This window comes from Streptomyces sp. MK37H (assembly GCF_018035285.1).
Lineage (GTDB): Bacteria > Actinomycetota > Actinomycetes > Streptomycetales > Streptomycetaceae > Streptomyces > Streptomyces endocoffeicus.
This window is the reverse complement of the sequence record NZ_JAAAYH010000026.1, coordinates 1-19789: the sequence shown is the minus strand read 5'-3', so window position 1 is coordinate 19789 and position 19789 is coordinate 1. Positions and strand designations below refer to the sequence as shown.

At 68.2% G+C, this 19789-nt stretch carries 14 protein-coding genes and 5 pseudogenes; 11 read left to right on the top strand and 8 right to left on the bottom strand.

Features of this window, described 5'->3' with window-relative positions; all coding sequences use genetic code 11:
* Window positions 1–78: 78 nt before the first annotated feature.
* Entirely contained in the window at window positions 79–525 is a 447-nt protein-coding gene (locus GWI24_RS06555; protein ID WP_210944950.1) for a DUF1772 domain-containing protein, read from the bottom strand.
* 91 nt (window positions 526–616) lie between these two features.
* Between GWI24_RS06555 and GWI24_RS06550 the strand changes: the two genes are divergently transcribed.
* The 3 genes from GWI24_RS06550 (at window position 617) to GWI24_RS06535 (ending at window position 3480) form a co-directional block, all read left to right on the top strand.
* Window positions 617–1195, top strand: a complete 579-nt coding sequence (locus GWI24_RS06550) for a TetR/AcrR family transcriptional regulator (protein ID WP_210944949.1) — start codon at window positions 617–619, stop codon at window positions 1193–1195.
* 645 nt (window positions 1196–1840) lie between these two features.
* Complete coding sequence (locus GWI24_RS06540; RefSeq protein WP_210944948.1) at window positions 1841–2857, top strand: helix-turn-helix domain-containing protein; 1017 nt, start codon at window positions 1841–1843, stop codon at window positions 2855–2857.
* Between the two features lie 209 nt (window positions 2858–3066).
* The gene (locus GWI24_RS06535; RefSeq protein WP_210944947.1) at window positions 3067–3480 is read left to right on the top strand and encodes a hypothetical protein; all 414 of its coding nucleotides are present in this window, start codon (window positions 3067–3069) and stop codon (window positions 3478–3480) included.
* 893 nt (window positions 3481–4373) lie between these two features.
* Here GWI24_RS06535 and GWI24_RS44915 read toward each other — a convergent pair.
* The 4 genes and pseudogenes from GWI24_RS44915 to GWI24_RS06515 form a co-directional block, all read right to left on the bottom strand.
* Window positions 4374–5675, bottom strand: a pseudogene (locus GWI24_RS44915) (SLC13 family permease); the annotation flags it as partial.
* Window positions 5676–5882: 207 nt separating this feature from the next.
* A pseudogene (locus tag GWI24_RS06525) lies at window positions 5883–6659 on the bottom strand (beta-galactosidase); the annotation flags it as partial.
* A 79-nt stretch (window positions 6660–6738) separates the two neighbouring features.
* A complete protein-coding gene (locus GWI24_RS06520) occupies window positions 6739–7659 on the bottom strand; it encodes an alpha/beta hydrolase (protein ID WP_210944946.1) in 921 nt (306 codons plus the stop codon).
* Between the two features lie 136 nt (window positions 7660–7795).
* Window positions 7796–8272, bottom strand: a complete 477-nt coding sequence (locus tag GWI24_RS06515; RefSeq protein ID WP_247615972.1) for a non-reducing end alpha-L-arabinofuranosidase family hydrolase — start codon at window positions 8270–8272, stop codon at window positions 7796–7798.
* A gap of 873 nt (window positions 8273–9145) precedes the next feature.
* On the opposite strand from GWI24_RS06515, the gene GWI24_RS06510 reads away from it, so the two are divergent.
* The 3 genes from GWI24_RS06510 (at window position 9146) to GWI24_RS06500 (ending at window position 13526) form a co-directional block, all read left to right on the top strand.
* Window positions 9146–10264 (top strand): arabinofuranosidase catalytic domain-containing protein, encoded by a 1119-nt coding sequence (locus GWI24_RS06510; RefSeq protein ID WP_210944945.1) that lies wholly within the window; start codon window positions 9146–9148, stop codon window positions 10262–10264.
* Between the two features lie 185 nt (window positions 10265–10449).
* Window positions 10450–12093 (top strand): RICIN domain-containing protein, encoded by a 1644-nt coding sequence (locus tag GWI24_RS06505; protein ID WP_374103276.1) that lies wholly within the window; start codon window positions 10450–10452, stop codon window positions 12091–12093.
* Window positions 12090–13526, top strand: coding sequence for a glycoside hydrolase family 43 protein (locus GWI24_RS06500; RefSeq protein ID WP_210944943.1), 1437 nt, complete (start codon window positions 12090–12092; stop codon window positions 13524–13526). Before GWI24_RS06505 ends, GWI24_RS06500 begins: the two co-directional genes overlap by 4 nt.
* A 108-nt stretch (window positions 13527–13634) precedes the next feature.
* Here GWI24_RS06500 and GWI24_RS06495 read toward each other — a convergent pair.
* Window positions 13635–13787: pseudogene (locus tag GWI24_RS06495) on the bottom strand (FCD domain-containing protein); the annotation flags it as partial.
* A 145-nt stretch (window positions 13788–13932) separates the two neighbouring features.
* The gene (locus GWI24_RS06490; protein WP_210944942.1) at window positions 13933–14637 is read right to left on the bottom strand and encodes a FadR/GntR family transcriptional regulator; all 705 of its coding nucleotides are present in this window, start codon (window positions 14635–14637) and stop codon (window positions 13933–13935) included.
* An 834-nt stretch (window positions 14638–15471) separates the two neighbouring features.
* Between GWI24_RS06490 and GWI24_RS06485 the strand changes: the two genes are divergently transcribed.
* From GWI24_RS06485 to GWI24_RS06470, 4 genes and pseudogenes are all read left to right on the top strand, one after another.
* Complete coding sequence (locus GWI24_RS06485) at window positions 15472–15783, top strand: hypothetical protein (protein WP_210944941.1); 312 nt, start codon at window positions 15472–15474, stop codon at window positions 15781–15783.
* Window positions 15784–16103: 320 nt separating this feature from the next.
* Complete coding sequence (locus tag GWI24_RS06480) at window positions 16104–17537, top strand: arabinofuranosidase catalytic domain-containing protein (RefSeq protein WP_210944940.1); 1434 nt, start codon at window positions 16104–16106, stop codon at window positions 17535–17537.
* Window positions 17534–17659 (top strand): annotated as a pseudogene (locus tag GWI24_RS46775) (hypothetical protein); the annotation flags it as partial. The gene GWI24_RS06480 and the pseudogene GWI24_RS46775, both read left to right, overlap by 4 nt.
* A 174-nt stretch (window positions 17660–17833) precedes the next feature.
* Window positions 17834–18118 (top strand): hypothetical protein, encoded by a 285-nt coding sequence (locus GWI24_RS06470; RefSeq protein WP_210944967.1) that lies wholly within the window; start codon window positions 17834–17836, stop codon window positions 18116–18118.
* Window positions 18119–18489: 371 nt separating this feature from the next.
* Here GWI24_RS06470 and GWI24_RS06465 read toward each other — a convergent pair.
* Window positions 18490–18720 (bottom strand): annotated as a pseudogene (locus GWI24_RS06465) (ISL3 family transposase); the annotation flags it as partial.
* Window positions 18721–18954: 234 nt separating this feature from the next.
* Between GWI24_RS06465 and GWI24_RS06460 the strand changes: the two are divergent.
* Window positions 18955–19773, top strand: a complete 819-nt coding sequence (locus tag GWI24_RS06460; RefSeq protein WP_210944939.1) for an IS5 family transposase — start codon at window positions 18955–18957, stop codon at window positions 19771–19773.
* Window positions 19774–19789: the final 16 nt, after the last annotated feature.

The following is a 19789-nucleotide window of genomic DNA, read 5'->3' as shown; positions in this document are numbered from 1 at the left end:
GATGTCGGGAGTTCGGTGGCCCGCTGCCGCCCGGGGAGTGGGGATCGTGCGCCACCAGCGCGGTGTCGGCCCGCGGGCTCAGGCGAGGGCGGCGGCCAGCAGGGTGAAGGCGGCGATGATGACGGCGACGCGGACGTAGTGGAAGCGGTCCCAGCGGTTCATCTGCTCCTTCCAGTCGGCCGGGCGGCTGCCGGCGGTCCACGTCTTGACCCGGTTGTTGATCGGGACGAGCACCAGGATCGACATGAGCACGCTGACGATCAGCAGCGCGGCGGCGGTCATGACGAGGCCGGTGCCGTCGTCGTCCCATCCGGCGACGGCCCAGACCCCGACGAGGACGAGCGAGCCGATGTACCAGAACGGCATCACGGCGCCGCCCAGTCGGGCCCCGTGGACGCGGCCGCGCAGGCCGTTGTCGCCGGGGAGTGCGTTGAGGATCGGGTTGCTGAAGAAGGGGACGGAGAACTCCACCCCCACCATCACGCCGACGACCACGATGGTGACGACCTCGAGTGCATTGAGCATGATGACCCCTCCAGGGATCTAGCGCTGCTAGCCGATGAGGCAACGCTAATACTACTGCCGCTCGATTGTCTAGCGGTGCTAGGATCGAATCATGTCGGTACAGGAACGCAAGGAGCGCGAACGGGCGGGCCGCGAGCGCCTCATCGTGGCCACGGCCCGCGAACTCGCCGAGCAGCAGGGCTGGGACGCGGTCACCACCCGGCGGCTCGCCGAACGCATCGAATACAGCCAGCCCGTCCTCTACAGCCATTTCCGCGGCAAGCGCGAGATCATCGGCGCCGTCGCCCTCGAAGGCGCCACCGAGATGGCCGTGGCGATGCGGGCCGCGACCGCCGCCGCCGACGGCCCCCGCGCCCGGGTCACCGCGCTGGCCCGTGCCTACCTCGCCTTCGCCGAACGCCATCCGGCGGTCTACGACGCCCTGTTCCAGCTCGACGGCGGCCTGGCGTACGCGCAGGAGGACACCCCCGAACCGTTGAAGGACGCCTTCGCCGCGCTGCTGGAGTGCCTCAGCGAGGTCGCCGGGGACGGCGTGCGCCCGGAGCTGTTCACCGAGACGTTCTGGGCGGCCCTGCACGGACTGGCCACCCTGACCCGGGCTCGACGGCTCCCGCCGGAGGACACCGAGCGCAGGGTGGAGCTGCTGGTGAACCGGCTCGCCATGGTCTGACAGTCCATCGACAGCACCGAGCAGGCAAGCCCCTCACGCCACATGGGCACCTGCGACTTGGGCTTCGCCGCATCTTTGGGTGCCGACGGCGCGTCCGCATCCTGTGGATCCGGGGTGACCTCCGTGTCGGCGGTCTTGCCGCCGTCCGGAGCCAGCACCGTGTCGACCCGCCTGGGGGCGATCGCCCACTCCTGTCATTCCTGCTCGGCCGCGGCCGGCTCGGCCTGCATACGGTCGGCCTCCTCGCGCAGCCCATCCACTCGACGGCGAGCTGCGAGCTCGTGCTGTTCCAGCAGTCCGACAACCGACGGCATCCGCGACCTCCCGGAGAGCGACGACACGACAGGCCACGACTCCCACGGAATCGCCGATCCTATGCCTGACCAGCGGAAATGCCGTTCTCAAGTCCGGAAAGGCAACAGCTTCTCACACGGACCCGAGCCCCGCAATCGAAGACCGCGGTGACCCTCTACGACCACTTCCCAAGATCTGCGCCAGAACCCAGGTTCCATCAACAAAACCAGCAGCCGCCTCCGCCAGGGCATTCATCAGATGTGTATCTGTGGATGGTGTACTCGCGCCTTGCCCTCATCAAGTGGCAAGAGGAAAACCGTTCAGGGACTCGCAAGACGGGGAGGACGCGAGATGCTGATCGAAAGGGTATTCCGCAGTGCGGACTTGGCCCCGGCGGACCGGTTCGACTGCTGGCGTGAACTGGTCGGTCAAACGCATGCCCCACTGGAGCTGCGCAGTGACCACTGGGCGGATTTTCGGGCTTCTCAGCGCGTGCTGGACCTCGGTGCCGTATCGGTGTGGCCGACGACCTTCCAGCCAGTGTGCTTTCGGCGTACGCCAAAACTGATCCGGCAGTCCGATCCCGAGGGGCTGCACATCTCGCTGCCTTTGAGTGGGGCGCTGCGCGCCGTCCGGGGTGAGGAGGAGGCCGTGTACGGCCCGGACAGCCTGTGCGTCGTCGACACCTCGCGGCCCGTCGACATCCACGGGGGTGACGACGCCACTCCGCACACGGGAGTTGGGCTGGAGGTCCCCAAAGCACTGCTGCCACTGCCCCGGAACCAGCTGGACCAGGTGGCCCATCTGCGGCTGTCAGCGCAGGACGGGTTCGGCTTCCTGCTGGCACAACTGCTCACCCAGCTGGCGAGAGGCACGGATTCGTACCAACCGCCCGATGGGCCCCGGCTCGGGACTGTCGTGGTCGACCTGTTGTCCGCACTGATCGCTCATGCCCTGGACTCGGACAACTCGCTCCCACCGGACACCCGTCGGCAGGCGCTCGTCCTACGCATCCGTGCCTTCGTCCAGCAGCACCTGCACGACCCGCAACTGACCCCGCGCAGCATTGCCGCCGCACACCACATCTCCACCAGCTACCTGCACCGCCTCTTCCAGCACGAAGAGGAGACGATCTCAGCCTGGATACGCCACCAGCGCCTGGGCCACGCCCGCCGCGGCCTCGCCGACCCGGCTCTGCGCACCACCCCCATCCATACCATCGCCGCCCGCTGGGGCTTCCCTCGCGCTGCCGACTTCACCCGAGCCTTCCGCGCCGCCTACGGCATGCCGCCCAGCGACTACCGGAACCAAGCAGACGCTTCAGTCCGAGTAGACGCATCGACAAGCCAATCGAGGACTCAGCGCTAACGACGCCCCGCTGATCGCCCGGCATCCTGTAGGTGACTCCGATACGGACTCCCGGCCGCTCCAGCCGTGACGATGCCCTTCTTCCAGAACGCGCAGCGGATTCACCTCGAAGCCGCGCTCCGGATACCGCGGCGGTAACCCGCCGCCGTCCGGGCCACGGTCTGCTCAGACGCCTATGGCTGATTCAAAAAAGGGAAGGAAAGAAGAATATGCTTCGACTCTCTCGCCGGACGGTCGGCACCGCTCTGGTCTCCGTGCTCACCGTGGCCGGGCTGGCTTTCGCGCAGAGCCCCGCCGTGGCCGCGCCGGAAGAGGTCAGTGTCTACACGACCGACGACAACCCCGGCGGCATGTCCAACTGGAACGGGGACAAGAGCTCCAGCAGCTCAGCCGAAGTCTGGAACGCGTGCGACCACGACACGGACGGCTATCGGGCGGTGACGTTCATCACCTACTCGGGGACGAGGTGGGAGATCCAGGACGCCGACGGCGACAACGGCAACTGTGCGATCACCGATGACGTCAACTTCCCCGAAGGGGTGACGGTGACGGTGACGGCGTGTCTGCGTAACGGCGCCAATGGGACGCCGAAATTCTGCGCCTCGAAGCAGGGCCACGCCTGACCCAGAAACGACAAAGGCTCGCCGGTTTTCGGTGAGCCTTTTTCTGTTGGCCGATTTTCAGAGCCTTTTCCGATACGGACGGGGTACAGACCCGCGTCGGGCACAGCGTCATCCCACGCACGCCGAGCCCGGTCAGGTAGTCCACCGACTCCACGACGTTTGGCGTCGAGCTTCGCTGTGCTGTCGATCTCCTGGAAGTCCAGCAGGACCACTAAGCTGTAGAAAACGCCGCCCGCGCCCAGGATCGCAGCGACGAAGGTGAGTCAGGGCCCGGCCGACCTTCCACAGAGGCAGCTCCCGGTCATTACAAGTGAGGAAGACCCGGCGAGAGCGGGTCTCGCCGGGCCACTCGGTTGTCAGGGACGGTCAGTACAGCTGGATGCGGGTGAGGACGATGTACAGAGGATTGGCGTCAGCAACGATGCCCTACTCGGCGAGGCCGAGTACCCTGTCCCGGCCGAGCGGCATGCGTCTCCGCTGAGGACACTTCACCGAAGCGGTGCTGCCCGGCACTCCGCTCCCGCGTCTCCCGCCAGATCGGTGGGGCGCAGCTTTGTGCGGCCGGGTGCTGGATTGCGCCATGGTCGTCGGCCGGTTCCGGGGTGCGCGCGGCGGCGGGTCTCTGCCCCGTGGCGCAGCGTGACCTGCAGGGGCGTGACTGTGCGGGACGCAGCTACTGACCACTTGCCCCACGCCGCCGTTCTGGCCCGCACGATGGCCGCTTTCCTCGACCAGGAGGGCCACTTGGGCTGGGTGCGGCGGCGGACGGGCAACTCTCCAGAAGCTGACGAACTGGCCCAGCGGGCCTACGACCTCTACCACACCCTCGGCAACCGCCAGAACGAAGCCTGGGCTCTAGTTGAGTTAGGGCAGGTCAACAGAGATACGAGGGACTATCGGCTGCCGATCTTCTCGAGCGCTCCCGCGTCCGCTTCCACGAGCTCGGCGACCGTAAAGGGGAGGCGGAGGCCCTTACCGCCGCCGGCGACCCGCAGGCTGCCACTATCGGGCCGGTGCCCGCACTGGCCACCTACCAGCAAGCCCTCGCCCTCGCCCGCAAGATCCACAGCCCCCTGGACCTCCCATGTGCTCGTGCGGTCCGGAACCGGGGGGACGCGCCCAGAGCACGCCGCCCGCGTCGTGTCGCCCGGCGCGGAGCACCGAGCAGCCGGCCAGGGATGTTCCGCCGTCCCGCTGCCGGGACAGCCACTCCCAGCGGTCCGTTCCCCCGCTGCCGGGGACGTCGAAGAAGGACAGCAGCGGGCCCAGCGGCCGGGCGGGGCCGCCCGGCGCGGGCCCGTGCGGGAGGAGGACCAGTGCGCCACCGTCGAGGCGGGTCTCGACGCCCCACGGCACCGGCCCCTCCTCGACGCCGTGCCGGGCGGCCAGCTCCGCGGCCAGTTCTCCGTGCACCGAGAGCGGCCACGCGGCGAGCAGCTTCGCGCGCCACCGCGCCTTGGCGCGGGCGAGTTCCGCGTCGTCGGGGGCGTGCCAGTGCTCGCGCAGGAAGTCTGCGGCGTGCCCCGGTCGCGCCGCGTTGGCCGGGGCCGCCAGGCGGTGTCGAGGTCGTCCCGGAGGGTGCGCCAGGAGACGCCGTCGACCGCGAGGTGGTGCACTGTGAGGGTCAGCGCGCCCGCCGTCCCGGATCCGGGGTCCGACCAGCGCGCGTGCACCATCCGGCCGCGCTCCGGGTCGGTCGGCGGGCCCGGCCGGTTCAGCTCGACCGGCACGGTGGGCAGCACCTCCAGCGACCAGATCGGGCCCGTGGCGGTCAGGGAGAGCCGCAGCATGGGGTGGTGGTCGACGAGGGCCTGCACCACCGCGCGGACCTGCTCCTCGGAGAGCAGCAGCGGTACGGCGATGGGGATGATCGCTGCGAGAATCGCGGTGGAGGAGGCGAAGGCGGAGGGGATGGCCACGGTGAAGCACAGCAGCAGGGCGACGACGACTGGGGCGCCGAGGCCCGCCGCGTGTTCGGAGATCTCCTCGATGATGCCGGCCTTCTCCAGCATCGCGATGTACGTCATCATGCCCGCGACCAGAAGCAGGGTGGACCAGCTGACACCGTCCACGGCCTTCACCTGCCGCTCCATGTCCACCAGGGCCAGCAGCGCGCCGGCAGCCAGCGCAAGGAAGCCGATCTCCAGGTCGAAACCGAGCGCGCCGACGGCGAGGGCCACCAGACGGGCGAGGGTGAGCCACTGCCGCCAATCGGGCCTGCCGGAGACGGCGAGGTCCTCGTCGTCGGCTGCCTCCGCGGCGCCCTCGACCAGCGGGGCGGGACGCTTGGCGGACCGGGCTCGGCATCGGGAAGGCGACCTGGCCCCATGACCAGTTTTGCATGACGCGCAGCCGACTGCCGTCCCTGACGGTGGCCCCGGTCGAGGTGACCGGCGGGTGGCGGAGACGCCGGCCGCCGCAGCCAGGTGTCCGGGCTGGACGCCGGAACGCGCCCTGGCCTCGTGGTCGGCGTAGCCGGTGCGCGGACCGAGCAGGAGATGGCCGTCGGCTTGCGCGTATGCCGGCAGCCGGTCGAGGACCTGGTCCTCAGCGACGTAGTCCCACATGCTGCGGTGGTCGAAGAGGAAGGCCGCGTCGGTGTCCGGGTGCAGGCCCGCGACGAGACCGCCGACCGCATCCAACTCCTCCCCCCAGCACGCCAGTTCCCGGTAGACCCGGCCCGGGCGGCCGATGTGCGGGAGGATCCCGCCCCAGAAGGTGTCCGTGCCGAAGTGCAGGGTGTGCCAGTGCCAGTACTCGATCATGCACGCGCCGCGGGAGATCAGTGCCCAGGCGGCCTGGCGCCACTGACCGTCGTAGGCCGGGTAGTTCACGGTCCGGCAGCGGTCCTAGGAGATGCAGGTGGTGACGGACTGCCCCGGCCTGGCGTACTGCCGTACGAGGTCGGCCTGCCGGGCGATGAACTCGGTGGTCTGGCGGGTCCGGAAGTGCCGCCAGGCCAGGTCGTACTGCGGCTGTGCGTTGCCGTCGGGGCGCCACAGGTCCGCCCAGTCGCTGAGCCGGTGCGACACTCGCTCGGCGTGGAAGCGGAACGCCGGGTGGGTGAAGTCGACTTCGTGCCGGTGGCCCCACGCGATCCGCTCCCCCGCGATCTCGGGATACTGGCTGGCCGGCCACGGCGGAACCGCGTAGGTGGGAATGCCGATGATCACCGCTACAGGTTCTGCTCGTTGCCGTCCGGCAGCCGCGAGGCCATGGCCCCGAACAACCCCGACAGCAAGGCCTGACGGAGTCGTGTCAGGTGAGGGCTGCTTGCCAGGAGGTGCCGTTGCTGGTGGCGTCGCTTCGCAGGCGGTCGCGGGCGGCGGTGTCGCCGTACAGGCTCCAGCGGAACCAGTCCAGGAAGGTGTTCTTGGTCTGGGCGTAATACCGGTAGTCCGGGACCAGGTACTGGCCGTGGTCCGCCCCCACGTGAGTGAGGAACGCCTTGGGCGACGGGAGCTCCGCGTATGCGGCGCGCGCCGAGTTGTAGTCGCAGGTCGGGTCGTGGTCACCGTGGATGAACAGCACATTGGCGTGGAGGCCGGCGGGGTTGCCCATGTCCACGCAGGCGACCGGGACGGCGGCGACGATGCGGTTGTCCGGCCAGGCGGTGAGCAGGCCGTGGGTGGTCATCCCGCCCATCGAGTGACCGGACACACCGACACCGGCGCGGGTGTCGATGTGCCCGGCGAACGGGTCGCCCGCGGTGTTGTTGAGCGCCAGTGTCCGGGTGAGGACCTCGGAGACGTCCTTCGACCAGTTGCCGTTGTAGACGCTGCCGATGTTGGTGTTGTCGGAGAACGAGGGGGCGGGGCAGATGAAGCCCGCGGAGGCCAGATCGTGGGTCTGGGAGGAGTAGCAGTCGGAGTTGCACCCCATGCCGTGGCTCCATTCGGCGATGGGAAAGATGCCGTTCGCGATGGGCGCGTTCGGGATCGGGTTGCCGCCCGCGGTGCCGGAGGCCGGGTAGAAGATCTTCGTGGTCAGTTGGCGGTTGCCGCGCGACCAGTTGAACTGGCGCACGCCGATGGCGAACTGCGCGGTGGGAGCCTGCCGCGGTGAGGCCATCCGGGGTGACAGGGTGCCGGCGACCGCGCTGCCGCCGAGCAGGGACGTTCCCACGCCCGTGGCCGCGGCCGCGCCGAGACCCAGTAAGGTACGCCGTCGCATCGACATGGGTGACTCCTTGTTGTTGTAGGGGTGAGTGGGTCACACAGGCGGGTGCACCAGTGTGAGGGGATCGCGCGGGGGTTGCTCAGGGGGCCGAGCCCTCTGAACGGTCCCTGCCCCCATGAGAGAGGGGCCGGGGCGCTCAGCATCTGTTGTTGGTCTGGAAGTCCTTGGGTGCGGACCAGCTCTTCGGGTTGCCCGGGTCGCTGCTGGTGGAGTACGAGGGGCGGCCGGTCTGGTGGACGAGGTACCACTGGTTCTTCGGCGCGAAGTGGAACACCTGCGGTGCGGCGCGGTAGCCGGTGCCGATGTTGGGGTTGGTGTCCAGGTAGGTGAGCGGCGCCGAGGAGGCCCGCGACCAGTCGGAGAAGCTGGTGTAGGCCATGCTCCAGCCACGCGCGGTGTTCGCGGTCGTCATGAAGACGTGCCACCTGCCGTTCGCGTAGACCACGGACGGGTCCTTGACCGAGACGACGTTATGGCTCGCGTCGGGCTCGGGGGAGATCAGCCGGCCGCTGGAGGACCACGGGAAGCTGGAGGGCAGCGCCTGGGTGCCGGCTGCGGCGGTGTGCGATACGGGACCGGCCTCGGCAGGAGCGGCCAACAGCGCCGTCGTCAAGACGAGCAGGAGAGTTACCGCAGCGCAAACGTATCGCGAACGCGGTCGGCGTCCTGGACGCATGGAAAGCTCCATGGGGTCGGCCGGAGGTCCGCCACCGAATGTCGCCTGTGTCCTCGGTAACCAGCACGGCGGCAACGCATGGGGGCCTTACCGGTACGGATGGTGCGAGTACTGTCGTGGGCGATCTGGAGGAAGGGCATCGCGAGCGGGTCCAGTTCACCAGGGGTTCGAAATGTCGAGCTGCGATCGGCGCGCTGAACAGGAAGCGATGGCAGGCGCCCCCAAGGGCCGTCAGTCCGGCGGCGGCGCGGCAGCCGCCACCGTCGGAGGCGCGACCCCGGCGACAGGCCGAAGTGGCCGCCGTCCAGGGTGGTGATGGTCGTCGCGGTGCGGCCGACCCGGCATTGTCGCGCCCGAGACGGCATGGAAGACGCGCCTGTTCATCGTCATGACATGACCTTCCGGCGGCATGTGCGGAGGCGGGGAGTGCGGGCGCGGGACGGGCAGCAGGGCGCGCCGATACATCCCATGTCTCTCTAGGGGTCCCATGGGATCTTGGGGGCTGTCAAGAGGCTTGACGTCGAACGATGCGAGGGTCTGCCGCGGAACTCGGGACGACAGTCCTGCGGCATGGATGGCGGGATAGGTCAAACATCACATGTCGCCGACGATTCCGCCCCGCAGGACCACCTCCGGACTGCGGTTTTCGTCGCGGTCTCCACGCCGGTCCGGTGTGCGGTATTGACAGCCCCCGGGGCTCCCCTATCATCCATCTTTGTCCGATGCTTCGACAGTAGTCCGAGATATCGAACCACTGATTCCCGCACCTCACGCCATCCAGCGGGGCCTACAGCGCCGTATGTCATGTCCATGATCATTCTCCAGGAGGAGCCGGTGCAGTCTTCGTTGGTTTCCGTTCCGGGCGGGGCGTCCCGCGGACGGCGTTCACCCACCGCCATGGCCACGGGCTCGGCGCTGATGTTGATTGCGGTACTGGTGGCGGTGTTCGGCCGACCGGGGCCGGCGTCCGCCGCCGGCACCGGCCCCTGTGACATCTACGCGTCGGGCGGCACGCCTTGTGTGGCCGCGCACAGCACGGTGCGGGCGCTCTACGGCTCGTACACCGGCAAGCTGTACCAGGTCAGGCGCTCGTCCGACAACGCGACCCGGGACATCGGCGCCCTGACGGCAGGCGGCGTCACCGACGCCGCCGCCCAGGACTCGTTCTGCGCGGGTACCTCATGCGTCATCACCTGGGTCTACGACCAGTCCGGGCACGGCAACGACCTGGGCTACCAAGGGCCGGGCGGAGTCGGTGGCTCCGACACCGCCGCGAACGCGACGAGTGAATCGCTGACGGCCGGGGGCAACAAGGCCTACTCGCTGTACATCAATCCCAGGAACAGCTACTGGCGTGACGGCCACACGACGGGCGTCCCCACCGGCAGCGCACCTGAGGGCATGTACATGGTGACCAGCGGCACGCACGTCAACGGCGGCTGCTGCTTCGACTACGGCAACAGCGAGACCACCCGCAAGGCCGACGGCCCCGGAGCCATGGACGCGATCAACTTCAGCACGCAGTGCTGGTTCGGCGGATGTTCCGGGAACGGCCCATGGGTCCAGGCAGACCTCGAATGGGGCCTGTACTCCGGGGGCAGCCAGTCCTGGAACCCGAACCAGAGGGCCTTCACCAGCAAGTTCGTCACCGCGACACTGAAGAACAACGGGACGAGTCGGTTCGCGATCAAGGGCAGCAACGCGCAGTCCGGGAGCCTGACCACGCTGTACGCCGGCTCCCTCCCCAGTGGGTACAACCCCATGAAGAAGCAGGGGGCCATCATTCTGGGCAGCGGCGGTGACTGCTGCAACGGCAACACCAACCTCAGCGCCGGAACGTTCTACGAGGGAGCAATGGTCTCCGGCTACCCCTCCGACCAGACGGAGAACGCCGTACAGGCCAATATCACCGCGGCCGGCTACCGCTGAACCGGGGTGCTCCCCGTTCCCGATGACCGCTGCCCCCATCCGTGGCCATCCGCGGAAGAGGCCACCGCGCACCACCCGGTGCGACGGCCGTCATGCCGGATCAGCAGCTGCCCGGCATCCTCGGCCGCCGCATCGCGCACCGCAGGCGATCGCCTCTCCACACCCTTCCGAGAAGGAGCCATCTCGTGTGGAAACCATGCGGACGACTACTCCGCTTCCTCACGGCTGCCGCGCTGATCGGCACCGTCTTCACCACGGCCTCGGTCCACTCGACCGCCCAGGCGGCCCCGGGCAGTCCGGCGCTCACCCCGCCCCTGGGGTGGAACAGCTGGAACAGCTTCGGGTGCGGGGTCACCGAGGCACAGGTCCGTCAGGCCGCCGACGCGATGGTCTCCTCGGGCATGCGGGACGCCGGTTACCGATACGTGGTGGTCGACGACTGCTGGTTCGACCCACAACGCGACACCACAGGCAACTTGCGGGCCAACCCGACAAAATTCCCGAGCGGGATGAAGGCGCTCGGGGACTACATCCACGGGAAAGGCTTGAAGTTCGGCATCTACCAGGTGCCCAACGAGCGCACGTGCGCGCAGGGCGGGGGCAGTTACCCGGGGTCCACCGGCAGCAAGGGTCATGAGACCCAGGACGCTCGCACATTCGCCTCATGGGGTGTGGACTATCTCAAGTACGACTGGTGCTCCTCCGCCGGCACCCGGGACGAGCAGGTCGCGCAGTTCACGCTCATGCGCGACGCACTGCGCGCGACCGGGCGCCCGATCGTCTACAGCATCAACCCGAACAGCTACCACGCCATCACCGGCGACACATACAACTGGGGTGAGGTCGCCGACCTGTGGCGGACGACCGAGGACCTGCTCGACATCTGGCAGAACGGCAACACCAACAGCTACCCGATGGGCGTGGGCAACGTCGTGGACGTCACCGCGCCGCTGGCCGCGCAGTCGGGTCCGGGCCACTGGAACGACCCCGACATGCTCGTCGTCGGCCGCCCCGGGCTGTCGCTGACCGAGTCCCGCTCCCACTTCGCCCTGTGGGCGCTGATGGCCGCGCCGCTCATGGCGGGCAACGACATCCGCACCATGTCAGCCGATGTGAGCGCGGTCCTGCGCAACCCGCGCCTGCTGGCGGTGAACCAGGACCCGCTGGGCGCGGGCGGGCGCAGGGTGCGCGACGACGGCGACACCGAGGTGTTCGCCAAGCCCCTGTCCGACGGCTCGGTCGCCGTGGGCCTGTTCAACCGGGGGAACAGCACGGCGACCGTCGCCGCCACGGCGGCCCAGATCGGTCTGTCCGGCGGGTCGTTCACCCTCACCGACCTGTGGACCGGCGGCACATCGAGCACGACCGGACAGGTCTCGGCGAGTGTGCCCGCACACGGCGTCGCCGCGTTCCGGGTGACCGGCGGCACTCCGCTGGCCGCCACCACATCCCGGCTGCGCGGTGACGGGTCCGGCCGTTGCCTGGACGTGGAGAACGCCTCGACCGCGGCCGGGGCGAGGGTGCTGATCCGGGACTGCCACACGGCCGCCGGCCAGCTGTGGACCACCTGGGCCAACGGCGAGATACGCGTCTTCGGCGACAAGTGCCTGGACGCCTACGACCAGGGCACCGCCAACGGCACCCGCATCATCACCTGGCCCTGCAACGGGCAGGACAACCAGAAGTGGACACTCGACGCGAACGGTTCGATCCGCAACGTCCACGCCGGCCTGTGCCTGGACGTCGACCAAGCCGGCACCGCCAACGGAACCCCGCTGATCCTTTGGACCTGCAACGGTCAGGGCAACCAGAGGTGGACCCGCGCATGAGGAGACGACCACAATCCACTCGTACGAGACTCACGCGAGCGATCGCCTGGGCGGCGAGTCTCCTGCTGGCCTTCACCCTCGTGCCCGCCGCGGTGTCTTCCACGGAGGCCAGGGCGGACAACCCGATCGTGCAGCACGTCTACACCGCCGACCCCGCGCCTTTGGTCCATGACGGCCGCGTCTACCTCTACACCGGGCACGACGAGGACAACTCGACCAACTACACCATGAAAGAGTGGCGGGTGTGGTCCTCCGCCGACATGGTCAACTGGACCGACCACGGCTCCCCGCTCAGTGTGGCCTCCTTCAGCTGGGCGTCCGCCAACGCCTGGGCGGGCCAGGTGGTCAACCGCAACGGAAAGTTCTACTGGTACGTGCCGACAACGGAGCGCGCGACCGGCCGCATGGCCATCGGCGTGGCGGTGTCGGACAGCCCGACCGGACCGTTCCGTGACGCCCTCGGCCACCCGCTGGTGGGGAACGGCGAGATCGATCCGACCGTCTTCATCGACGACGACGGACAGGCGTATCTGTACTGGGGCAACCCGAACCTCTGGTACGTCAGACTGAACGCCGACATGATTTCCTACTCCGGCAGCCCGGCCAAGATCCCGCTCACCACGGCGGGCTTCGGCACCCGCACCGGTGATCCCAACCGGCCCACGCTGTTCGAGGAAGGGCCCTGGGTCTACAAGCGAGGCGGCCTGTACTACATCGTGTACGCCGCCAAGTGCTGCTCGGAGTTCATCGCCTACTCCACCGCCCCCGGCCCGACCGGGCCGTGGACCTACCGCGGAACGATCATGCCCACGCAGGGCGCCAGCTTCACCAACCACCCGGGCATCGTCGACTTCAAAGGCAATTCATATTTCTTCTACCACAACGGCGCGCTTCCGGGCGGGAGCGGCTACACCCGCTCGGTCGGCGTGGAGAAGTTCTCCTACAACCCCGACGGCACCATCCCGACGATCAACATGACCAGTACGGGGGCGCCCCAGGCCGGCACGCTCGACCCATACATCCGTCAGGAGGCCGAAACGATCGCCTGGGAATCCGGGATCGAGACCGAGCCGTCCAGCGAGGGAGGCATGAACGTCGGGTACACCGAGAACGGCGACTACATCAAGGTCAAGGGTGTCGCTTTCGGCACGGGACCGTCCTCCTTCACCGCACGCGTGGCCTCGGCGACCGGCGGCAGCGCCATCGAACTGCGCCTGGGCGGCCCCAACGGAACGGTTGTGGGCCGGTGCGGGGTGCCGAACACCGGCGGCTGGCAGACCTGGACGACGGTGTCCTGCCCGGTCGGCGGCGCCACGGGCACGCAGGACCTGTATCTGCGGTTTGCTGGCGGCAGCGGCTACCTGGTCAACGCGGACTGGTGGCGGTTCACCGCCGGCGCCACCACTGCCCCGCCGGGACGGCCAGGCGGGTGATGGCTGACGCGCGGCCAGGCCCCGCCGCGCGACGGCCTCGTCGTGGCGGCGGTGGGCGCGCCGGCCCCGCCTGGCCGCGTGCCGCGGGTGCGGCACCGATTCCGCGAATCAGCCGAGAACTCTGCGCTGGATCTCGCGGCGGTAGTCATCGAGCGTGTTGTCCAGGTGGACCATGGCGGCCTCGGCCGCCGCCTCCGGGTCGCCCTCCCGGATGGCCCGGTACATGGCGGCGTGCTCCTCCACCGCTTCCGCCGCATCGGCGCCGAACGGCGCCGCCAACAAGCACCGGACCTCCTGAATCCCGTCCGGCTGGATGCGCAGCACCATCGACGAGCCAGGTGCTGCGCATCTTCGAACAGCCGGTTGGCGCGCCCCGTCCGTGGCGAGGCACGTCCCCGGCACGTCATCACCCCGGTCGGCCTGCGGTCGCGTCATGGCCCAGGTGCTGACGCAGCCACTGCTCCGTCGTGCTCACATGCATCAGTGCCGCGGCCTCGGCCAGTGGGGCGTCCCTGCGCAGCAGGGCGGCGTAGATCGCCTCGTGCTCGGCGATGGTCCGGTCACCGGCGTGGTCGTCGACCATGCCGCGCCAGACCCGGCCGCGCACGGTGCGGCTGGAGATGCCCTCCAGCAGCGTAGCCAGCGTGCTGTTCCCAGCGGCTGCGATCACCGCCCTGTGGAAGGCGGCGTCGTGCTCGTTGAGCAGCTCGACATCGTCGCGGGCGGCCCTCATCGCGTCAAGGTGGTGCCTGACCCCGACGAGATCGTGGTCGGAGATCCGGGTGGCGGCGAGGCTCGTCGCAACGGGCTCGAAGAGCCTGCGCACTTCGGTCAGTTCCAGCAACGTGTCACCGTGGAGCAATTCCACCGCCGCGCCCAGCCCCTTGAGCAGCAGCGCGGGCTCCAGACTCGTCACATAGGTCCCGTCGCCCCGCCTGACATCCAGGACCCGCGCGACAACAAGCGCTCTGACCGCCTCACGCATCAGGTTCCTGGACAGACCGAGCTCCGTGGCCAGCTGCTGCTCGGGCGGCAGCTTGGCGCCCGGCGGCAGTTCGCCGGACTGGATCAGCTCCCTGATGCGGGCGATTGCCTTGTCGGTCAGTGACATAGGCGGACTCCACACTCCCTGCTCGCGCCATGCCACGCTAACAGGACCTCCCATGTTCCAAAAGGGACGGGAAGTCCATCATGGGCACCCAGCTCGCCGATGGCCACACTCCTCGGCCTTCACCTGCGAAAGCGCGTTCCCGCCAACCGATCCAAAGATGGTGGTTCGACCGCACTCGAATGAACACATCCCATGTCACGGCCTTGATGCGTCAGGTGTGCCGCTGTCCGCCGAGAGGGGCAGGTGATGAGGGAAAGCCACAGAACCGCCGGATCGTCGCTGAGGATGTGCGGGGCAGCGAGGCATGCGGACGCCGGTCCGGACTCCCTGGATGCCCTCGACGTTCTGGCTGGATGGACTCTGCCGGGCGGGAGGAGGCTTCTTCTTCGCGGCGAGCAAGGCGGCCGATGCGGAGTCGCTTCGCCAGTTCGGGGCGGCGCCGGCCCGATTCGAGGAACGCCGGGTGCCTCGCGCCGCGGCGCCGCGCCTCCTACGGGGTGATCAGCACTCGCCACGGCAAGGGCGCGCTGCCCGGCGAATACCCTTGCGTCCCGCCGGACTGCCTGACGACGCACCGGCGCCCCCGGTCAGCCTGGTCGCCACCGTCTCCCCCGACGGTCTCGGTCGACTACCCGTCGGCGACCGCGGACACATCACCTTCCCTCTGCGCCCCTTCCTCGGCACCATGGGCATGGCCCCGAAACACCGACTCGGCCGTCCACTCGGTACCGCCAGGCGCTCACGGGGGCAACCTCGACGTCCGCCACCTCGGTACCGGAGCCCGCCTCTTCCTTCCCCTCCGCACGACTGCGCGCTCCCTCCGCCGAAACGGAGATGGAACACCTCGTGCTCGGTCTCGACACCGACCTCGAGGAGGCGATGCGACAGGCCGTCCGGGATGCACTGACACTGCTGACCGACGGCTATTCCATCCCTGGACACATCGGCCTGGCGCAACCGGTCAACAGGACCTGGGTGGTTGAGGCGGTTGACGCCAAACGCGCGCGCCGGCCCACGGATCGTTCCGGGACCGGAACGAAGACCCGCGCTCGACACGGCGGCCGTCGCCGGGCGCGAGTTTCGGCGTACCGTCACGGCGGGCTGACCAGCGCAAAAGAAACATGGGATGGATCGGGTTCTGATTGACGGAGACATGCCTATTGACAGTGCGAAGGACCGGTGGAATCACTATGGAACATGGGATGTCTGAGGGTTCTGTGTGGATGCTCTCGGGCGCCCTTGCCCTCAAGGGAGAGTCGCCCCATGTCCTCATCCGGATCGCACCTTCGCCCGCGCCCGCCACCGTCGACCGCACCCTGACGGGAGTGGTCGACGGCTACGCGCAGCACGCCCTCTTTGTCCCCTTCCTCACATATTCAAGGAGCAGAATGCAGCTTTCATCTGTTTCGCTCCGGAGCCCTGCGGCTCGTGGACCACGCTTACCGGCAGCCGCCGCCGTATGCGTGATGGCACTGCTGACCATGTTGCTGGCGACCGCGCCGACATGGTCGGCATCAGCGCCGGCGGTGACGACCCCGCTGGTGAGCTCGGCGTCGGGGCGGTGTCTGGACGTCAAGGGCAACGCCGGCACGCTGGGTACGGCGTTGGACATCTGGGACTGCAACGGCCAGGGGAACCAGGTGTTCGAGTTCACGTCGGCGGGTGAGCTGAGAACGATGAGCGGCACCCGGTGCGTGGACGCCCGCGACAGCCAGACGGCTCCGGGAACTCCGGTGTTCATTTGGTCGTGCGACGGGCGGTCGACCCAGATGTGGCGGCAGAACTCCGACGGGTCCATCACCGGTGCCCAGTCCGGCTTATGCCTGGACGTCAACGGGGCGGGCACCAGCAATGGCACCGCGGTCATCCTGTGGACGTGCAATGGCCAAAGCAACCAGAAGTGGAGCACACCGACACCTCCGCCCGGGCCCGGCGGGTCCGGCCCGTGCGACATCTACTCCGAGGGCGGTACGCCGTGCGTGGCCGCGCACAGCACGGTGCGGGCGCTCTACGGTTCGTACAGCGGCACCCTCTACCAGGTCAGGCGCTCCTCGGACAACGCGACCAGGGACATCGGCGTGCTGGCGCCCGGCGGTTTCGCCAACGCGGCGGCGCAGGACTCGTTCTGCGCGGGTACCTCGTGCGTGATCACGGCGGTCTACGACCAGTCCGGACATGGCAACGACCTCTGGTACCAGGGATCGGCCCAGGTTCCGGGCTCGAGTCAGAGCAGCCCCGCGAAGGCGACTTCCGAGTCGCTGACCGCCGGGGGCACCAAGGCGTACTCGCTGTACATCAATCCGGGGAACAGCTATTGGCGGGACGGTCACCTGACGGGCGTGCCGACCGGTGCCGCACCCGAAGGGGCGTACATGGTGACCAGCGGCACCCACGTCAACGGCGGCTGCTGCTTCGACTACGGCAACAGTGAGACGGACAGGAAAGCCGACGCCGCCGGAGCGATGGACGCGATCAATTTCGGCACCGAGTGCTGGTTCGGTGGCTGCTCGGGAGGCGGTCCCTGGGTGCAGGCCGATCTCGAATGGGGCCTGTACTCCGGAGGCAGCCAGTCCTGGAACACCAACCAGCGGGCTTTCCCCAGCAAGTTCGTCACCGCGATGCTCAAGAACAACGGGACGTCGAGATTCGCCCTCAAGGGCGGCAACGCGCAATCCGGCGGCCTGACCACCTTGTGGAACGGCGGGCTTCCCAGCGGATACAGCCCCATGAAGAAACAAGGAGCCATCGTCCTGGGCAGCGGCGGCGACTGTTGCAAGCCCGGCGGCGGGGCCAACCTGAGCGCCGGCACCTTCTACGAAGGAGCCATCGTCGCCGGCTACCCCTCCGATGCGACCGACAACGCGGTACAGGCCAACGTCACGGCGGCCGGCTACCGCTGAGCTGCTTTCAGCGAAGACTCTCCAGCGCCGACCGGCGAGCCCAGCTCGTCGGCATTGCCCGTGACGTCATCGCCACTGAAGGTACAGACGCGCTCACGCTCACATACCTGGCCAGCAGGGCAGGGATCTCCAAGCCCGTCGTCTACGATCACTTCTCCTCGCGCTCGGCACTTCTCCTCTCGCTGTATGAGGACTTCGACCATCGACACATCGCTGACCTGCGTGCCGCGATAGCGCACACCCCGTCGGATCTGCGGCAGCGGATCGAAGCGATCGCGACGGCTCATGTTGCGTGCATGGTCTCCCAAGGCGCCGAACTCAGTGGAGTGGTGGCCGCGCTGGTCGGCACACCAGACCTCGAGAAAGCTAGGCGAGAATCTGAAAGCCGCTACGTGGACATCTGCCGACAAGCCGTGCGAAGCGCCGACGGCAACGCGGACCTCGACAAGGAAGCAGCGATCGCATTCATAGGCGCCGCGGACGCACTTGGCCATGCGGCAGCTCGCGGAACGATCAGCCCGGAAAGCGCCCGAGCAACCATCACCACCGTGCTGCTCAGCCTTGTCAACTGCTCTGACTGAAGGACTCGAAGCTATGTAGTCGCTCTCGCGTCACAACCTCATGGCCCGCAATACCCAGACCTGCTGCGTCAGGACGGCACACTGGTGAATGTGGCCCCGTCAGACGGACCGACATTGTGGCTCCGTTCTCCTTGCTCACCAATCGCGCAGCATGGCCGGTTCCAAGGTCGGCGGAATCATCGAGACACAGGAAATGCTCGATTTCTGACCGCCGCTTCGAAGGACGTGGCGGTCTCGGCTCTCCAGTGACCTATGCCGTGTCGCTATAGGTTGGCTGTCCTGAGTGCATCGCGTCATGGCAGACGGCGCAGACGATCAAAGTCTTGTGCCGCTTCTTCGCCATGATCTGACGCCATCCAGTAGGTGACCCTCAGCAGCGTCGCGGGGCGGTGCCCGAACGGCTCATACGCCAGCCGCCGCGTGACTGTGTCGCGCACCACGCCCTCCGACCCGCACTTCCGGCACCACGGATCCGGCTCGGCGACTCGGCACTCGATCACCGCCTGATCCGGCTCAACGCGTCGCCCGACGGCTTCCAGACCGAGTTCATCGAGACGGCAGAACGTGGTCAGACAGGGCGCGGCGAAGATAGCGTGGAGCATGTCGAGGTCTTTCGGATGGGCAGTGCAGGAAGAACTTCCATCCTGGAAGACCTCCACGCCTACCCGCCAACACCCCCGACGGCGAAGAGCCGATGAACGTCGCCGATCAGTAAACGTAGACATACTGATTGAGGATATTGATCGAAGGCGACGGATGGCCCTTAGGAGTCCTTGCAGAATGATCTTCGTGTGGCATGGTGGGAGGGCAGGTGATCTCGTTTCTCGGGGGTGAGGATGCCCCGGCCGAAGCCGTGGGAGATCAGTGACGAGTTGTGGGCGGTGATCGAACCGCTCCTGCCCCGACGTGAACGCCGCTTCCGGCATCCGGGGCGCAAGCGGATCGACGACCGCAAGACATTGCAGGGCATCTTGTTCGTGCTCTACACCGGCGTCCAGTGGGAGTTTCTGCCGCAGGAGTTGGGCTTCGGTTCGGGGCCGACGTGCTGGCGGCGCTTGGCCGAGTGGCAGGCGGCCGGCGTGTGGGATGAGCTTCAGCAGGTGTTGCTGGACCGGTTGCGGGCGGCGGACCGCCTGGACTTCTCCCGCGCCACGATCGATGCGTCTTATGTGCAGGCCAAGCGGGGGCGAAGTCGCCCAAAAGTCGGCCCGAGTCCGGTTGACCGCGCACGGCCGGGCTCGAAACACCATGTGCTTACCGATGGAAGGGGCACCCCGCTGCGGGTGTCGTTGACCGGCGCCCACCGCAACGACGTCACCCAGCTCCTGCCGCTGGTCGATAGTCTGCCGCCGGTGCGGGACAAGCGGGGCCGGCCCCGGCGTAAGCCCGCGGCGGTGTATGCCGACCGCGGGTACGACCACGACATCTACCGCCGACGGCTCCGCGAGCGGAACGTCACTCCGAAGATCGCGCGTCGCGGTCAGCCGCACGGCTCGGGGCTGGGACGGGTCCGGTGGGTCGCCGAATCCGCGATCGCCCACCTCCACGGCCCGCGTCGCTTACGTGTGCGCTGGGAATCTCGGGACGACATGCACGACGCGTTTCTCCAACTCGCTCAGTGCATGCTCCTCGCCCGCAGACTCCCAGCTTTCTGAAAGCACTCCTTAGAGG

What these genes read in the sequence shown, in the direction of transcription:
- GWI24_RS06555 (WP_210944950.1), bottom strand. Translation starts at nt 525, where the DNA reads ATGCTCAATGCACTCGAGGTCGTCACCATCGTGGTCGTCGGCGTGATG.
- GWI24_RS06550 (WP_210944949.1), top strand. Translation starts at nt 617, where the DNA reads ATGTCGGTACAGGAACGCAAGGAGCGCGAACGGGCGGGCCGCGAGCGC.
- GWI24_RS06540 (WP_210944948.1), top strand. Translation starts at nt 1,841, where the DNA reads ATGCTGATCGAAAGGGTATTCCGCAGTGCGGACTTGGCCCCGGCGGAC.
- GWI24_RS06535 (WP_210944947.1), top strand. Translation starts at nt 3,067, where the DNA reads ATGCTTCGACTCTCTCGCCGGACGGTCGGCACCGCTCTGGTCTCCGTG.
- GWI24_RS06520 (WP_210944946.1), bottom strand. Translation starts at nt 7,659, where the DNA reads ATGTCGATGCGACGGCGTACCTTACTGGGTCTCGGCGCGGCCGCGGCC.
- GWI24_RS06510 (WP_210944945.1), top strand. Translation starts at nt 9,146, where the DNA reads ATGATCATTCTCCAGGAGGAGCCGGTGCAGTCTTCGTTGGTTTCCGTT.
- GWI24_RS06500 (WP_210944943.1), top strand. Translation starts at nt 12,090, where the DNA reads ATGAGGAGACGACCACAATCCACTCGTACGAGACTCACGCGAGCGATC.
- GWI24_RS06490 (WP_210944942.1), bottom strand. Translation starts at nt 14,637, where the DNA reads ATGTCACTGACCGACAAGGCAATCGCCCGCATCAGGGAGCTGATCCAG.
- GWI24_RS06485 (WP_210944941.1), top strand. Translation starts at nt 15,472, where the DNA reads ATGGAACACCTCGTGCTCGGTCTCGACACCGACCTCGAGGAGGCGATG.
- GWI24_RS06480 (WP_210944940.1), top strand. Translation starts at nt 16,104, where the DNA reads ATGGCACTGCTGACCATGTTGCTGGCGACCGCGCCGACATGGTCGGCA.
- GWI24_RS06470 (WP_210944967.1), top strand. Translation starts at nt 17,834, where the DNA reads ATGGTCTCCCAAGGCGCCGAACTCAGTGGAGTGGTGGCCGCGCTGGTC.
- GWI24_RS06460 (WP_210944939.1), top strand. Translation starts at nt 18,955, where the DNA reads ATGCCCCGGCCGAAGCCGTGGGAGATCAGTGACGAGTTGTGGGCGGTG.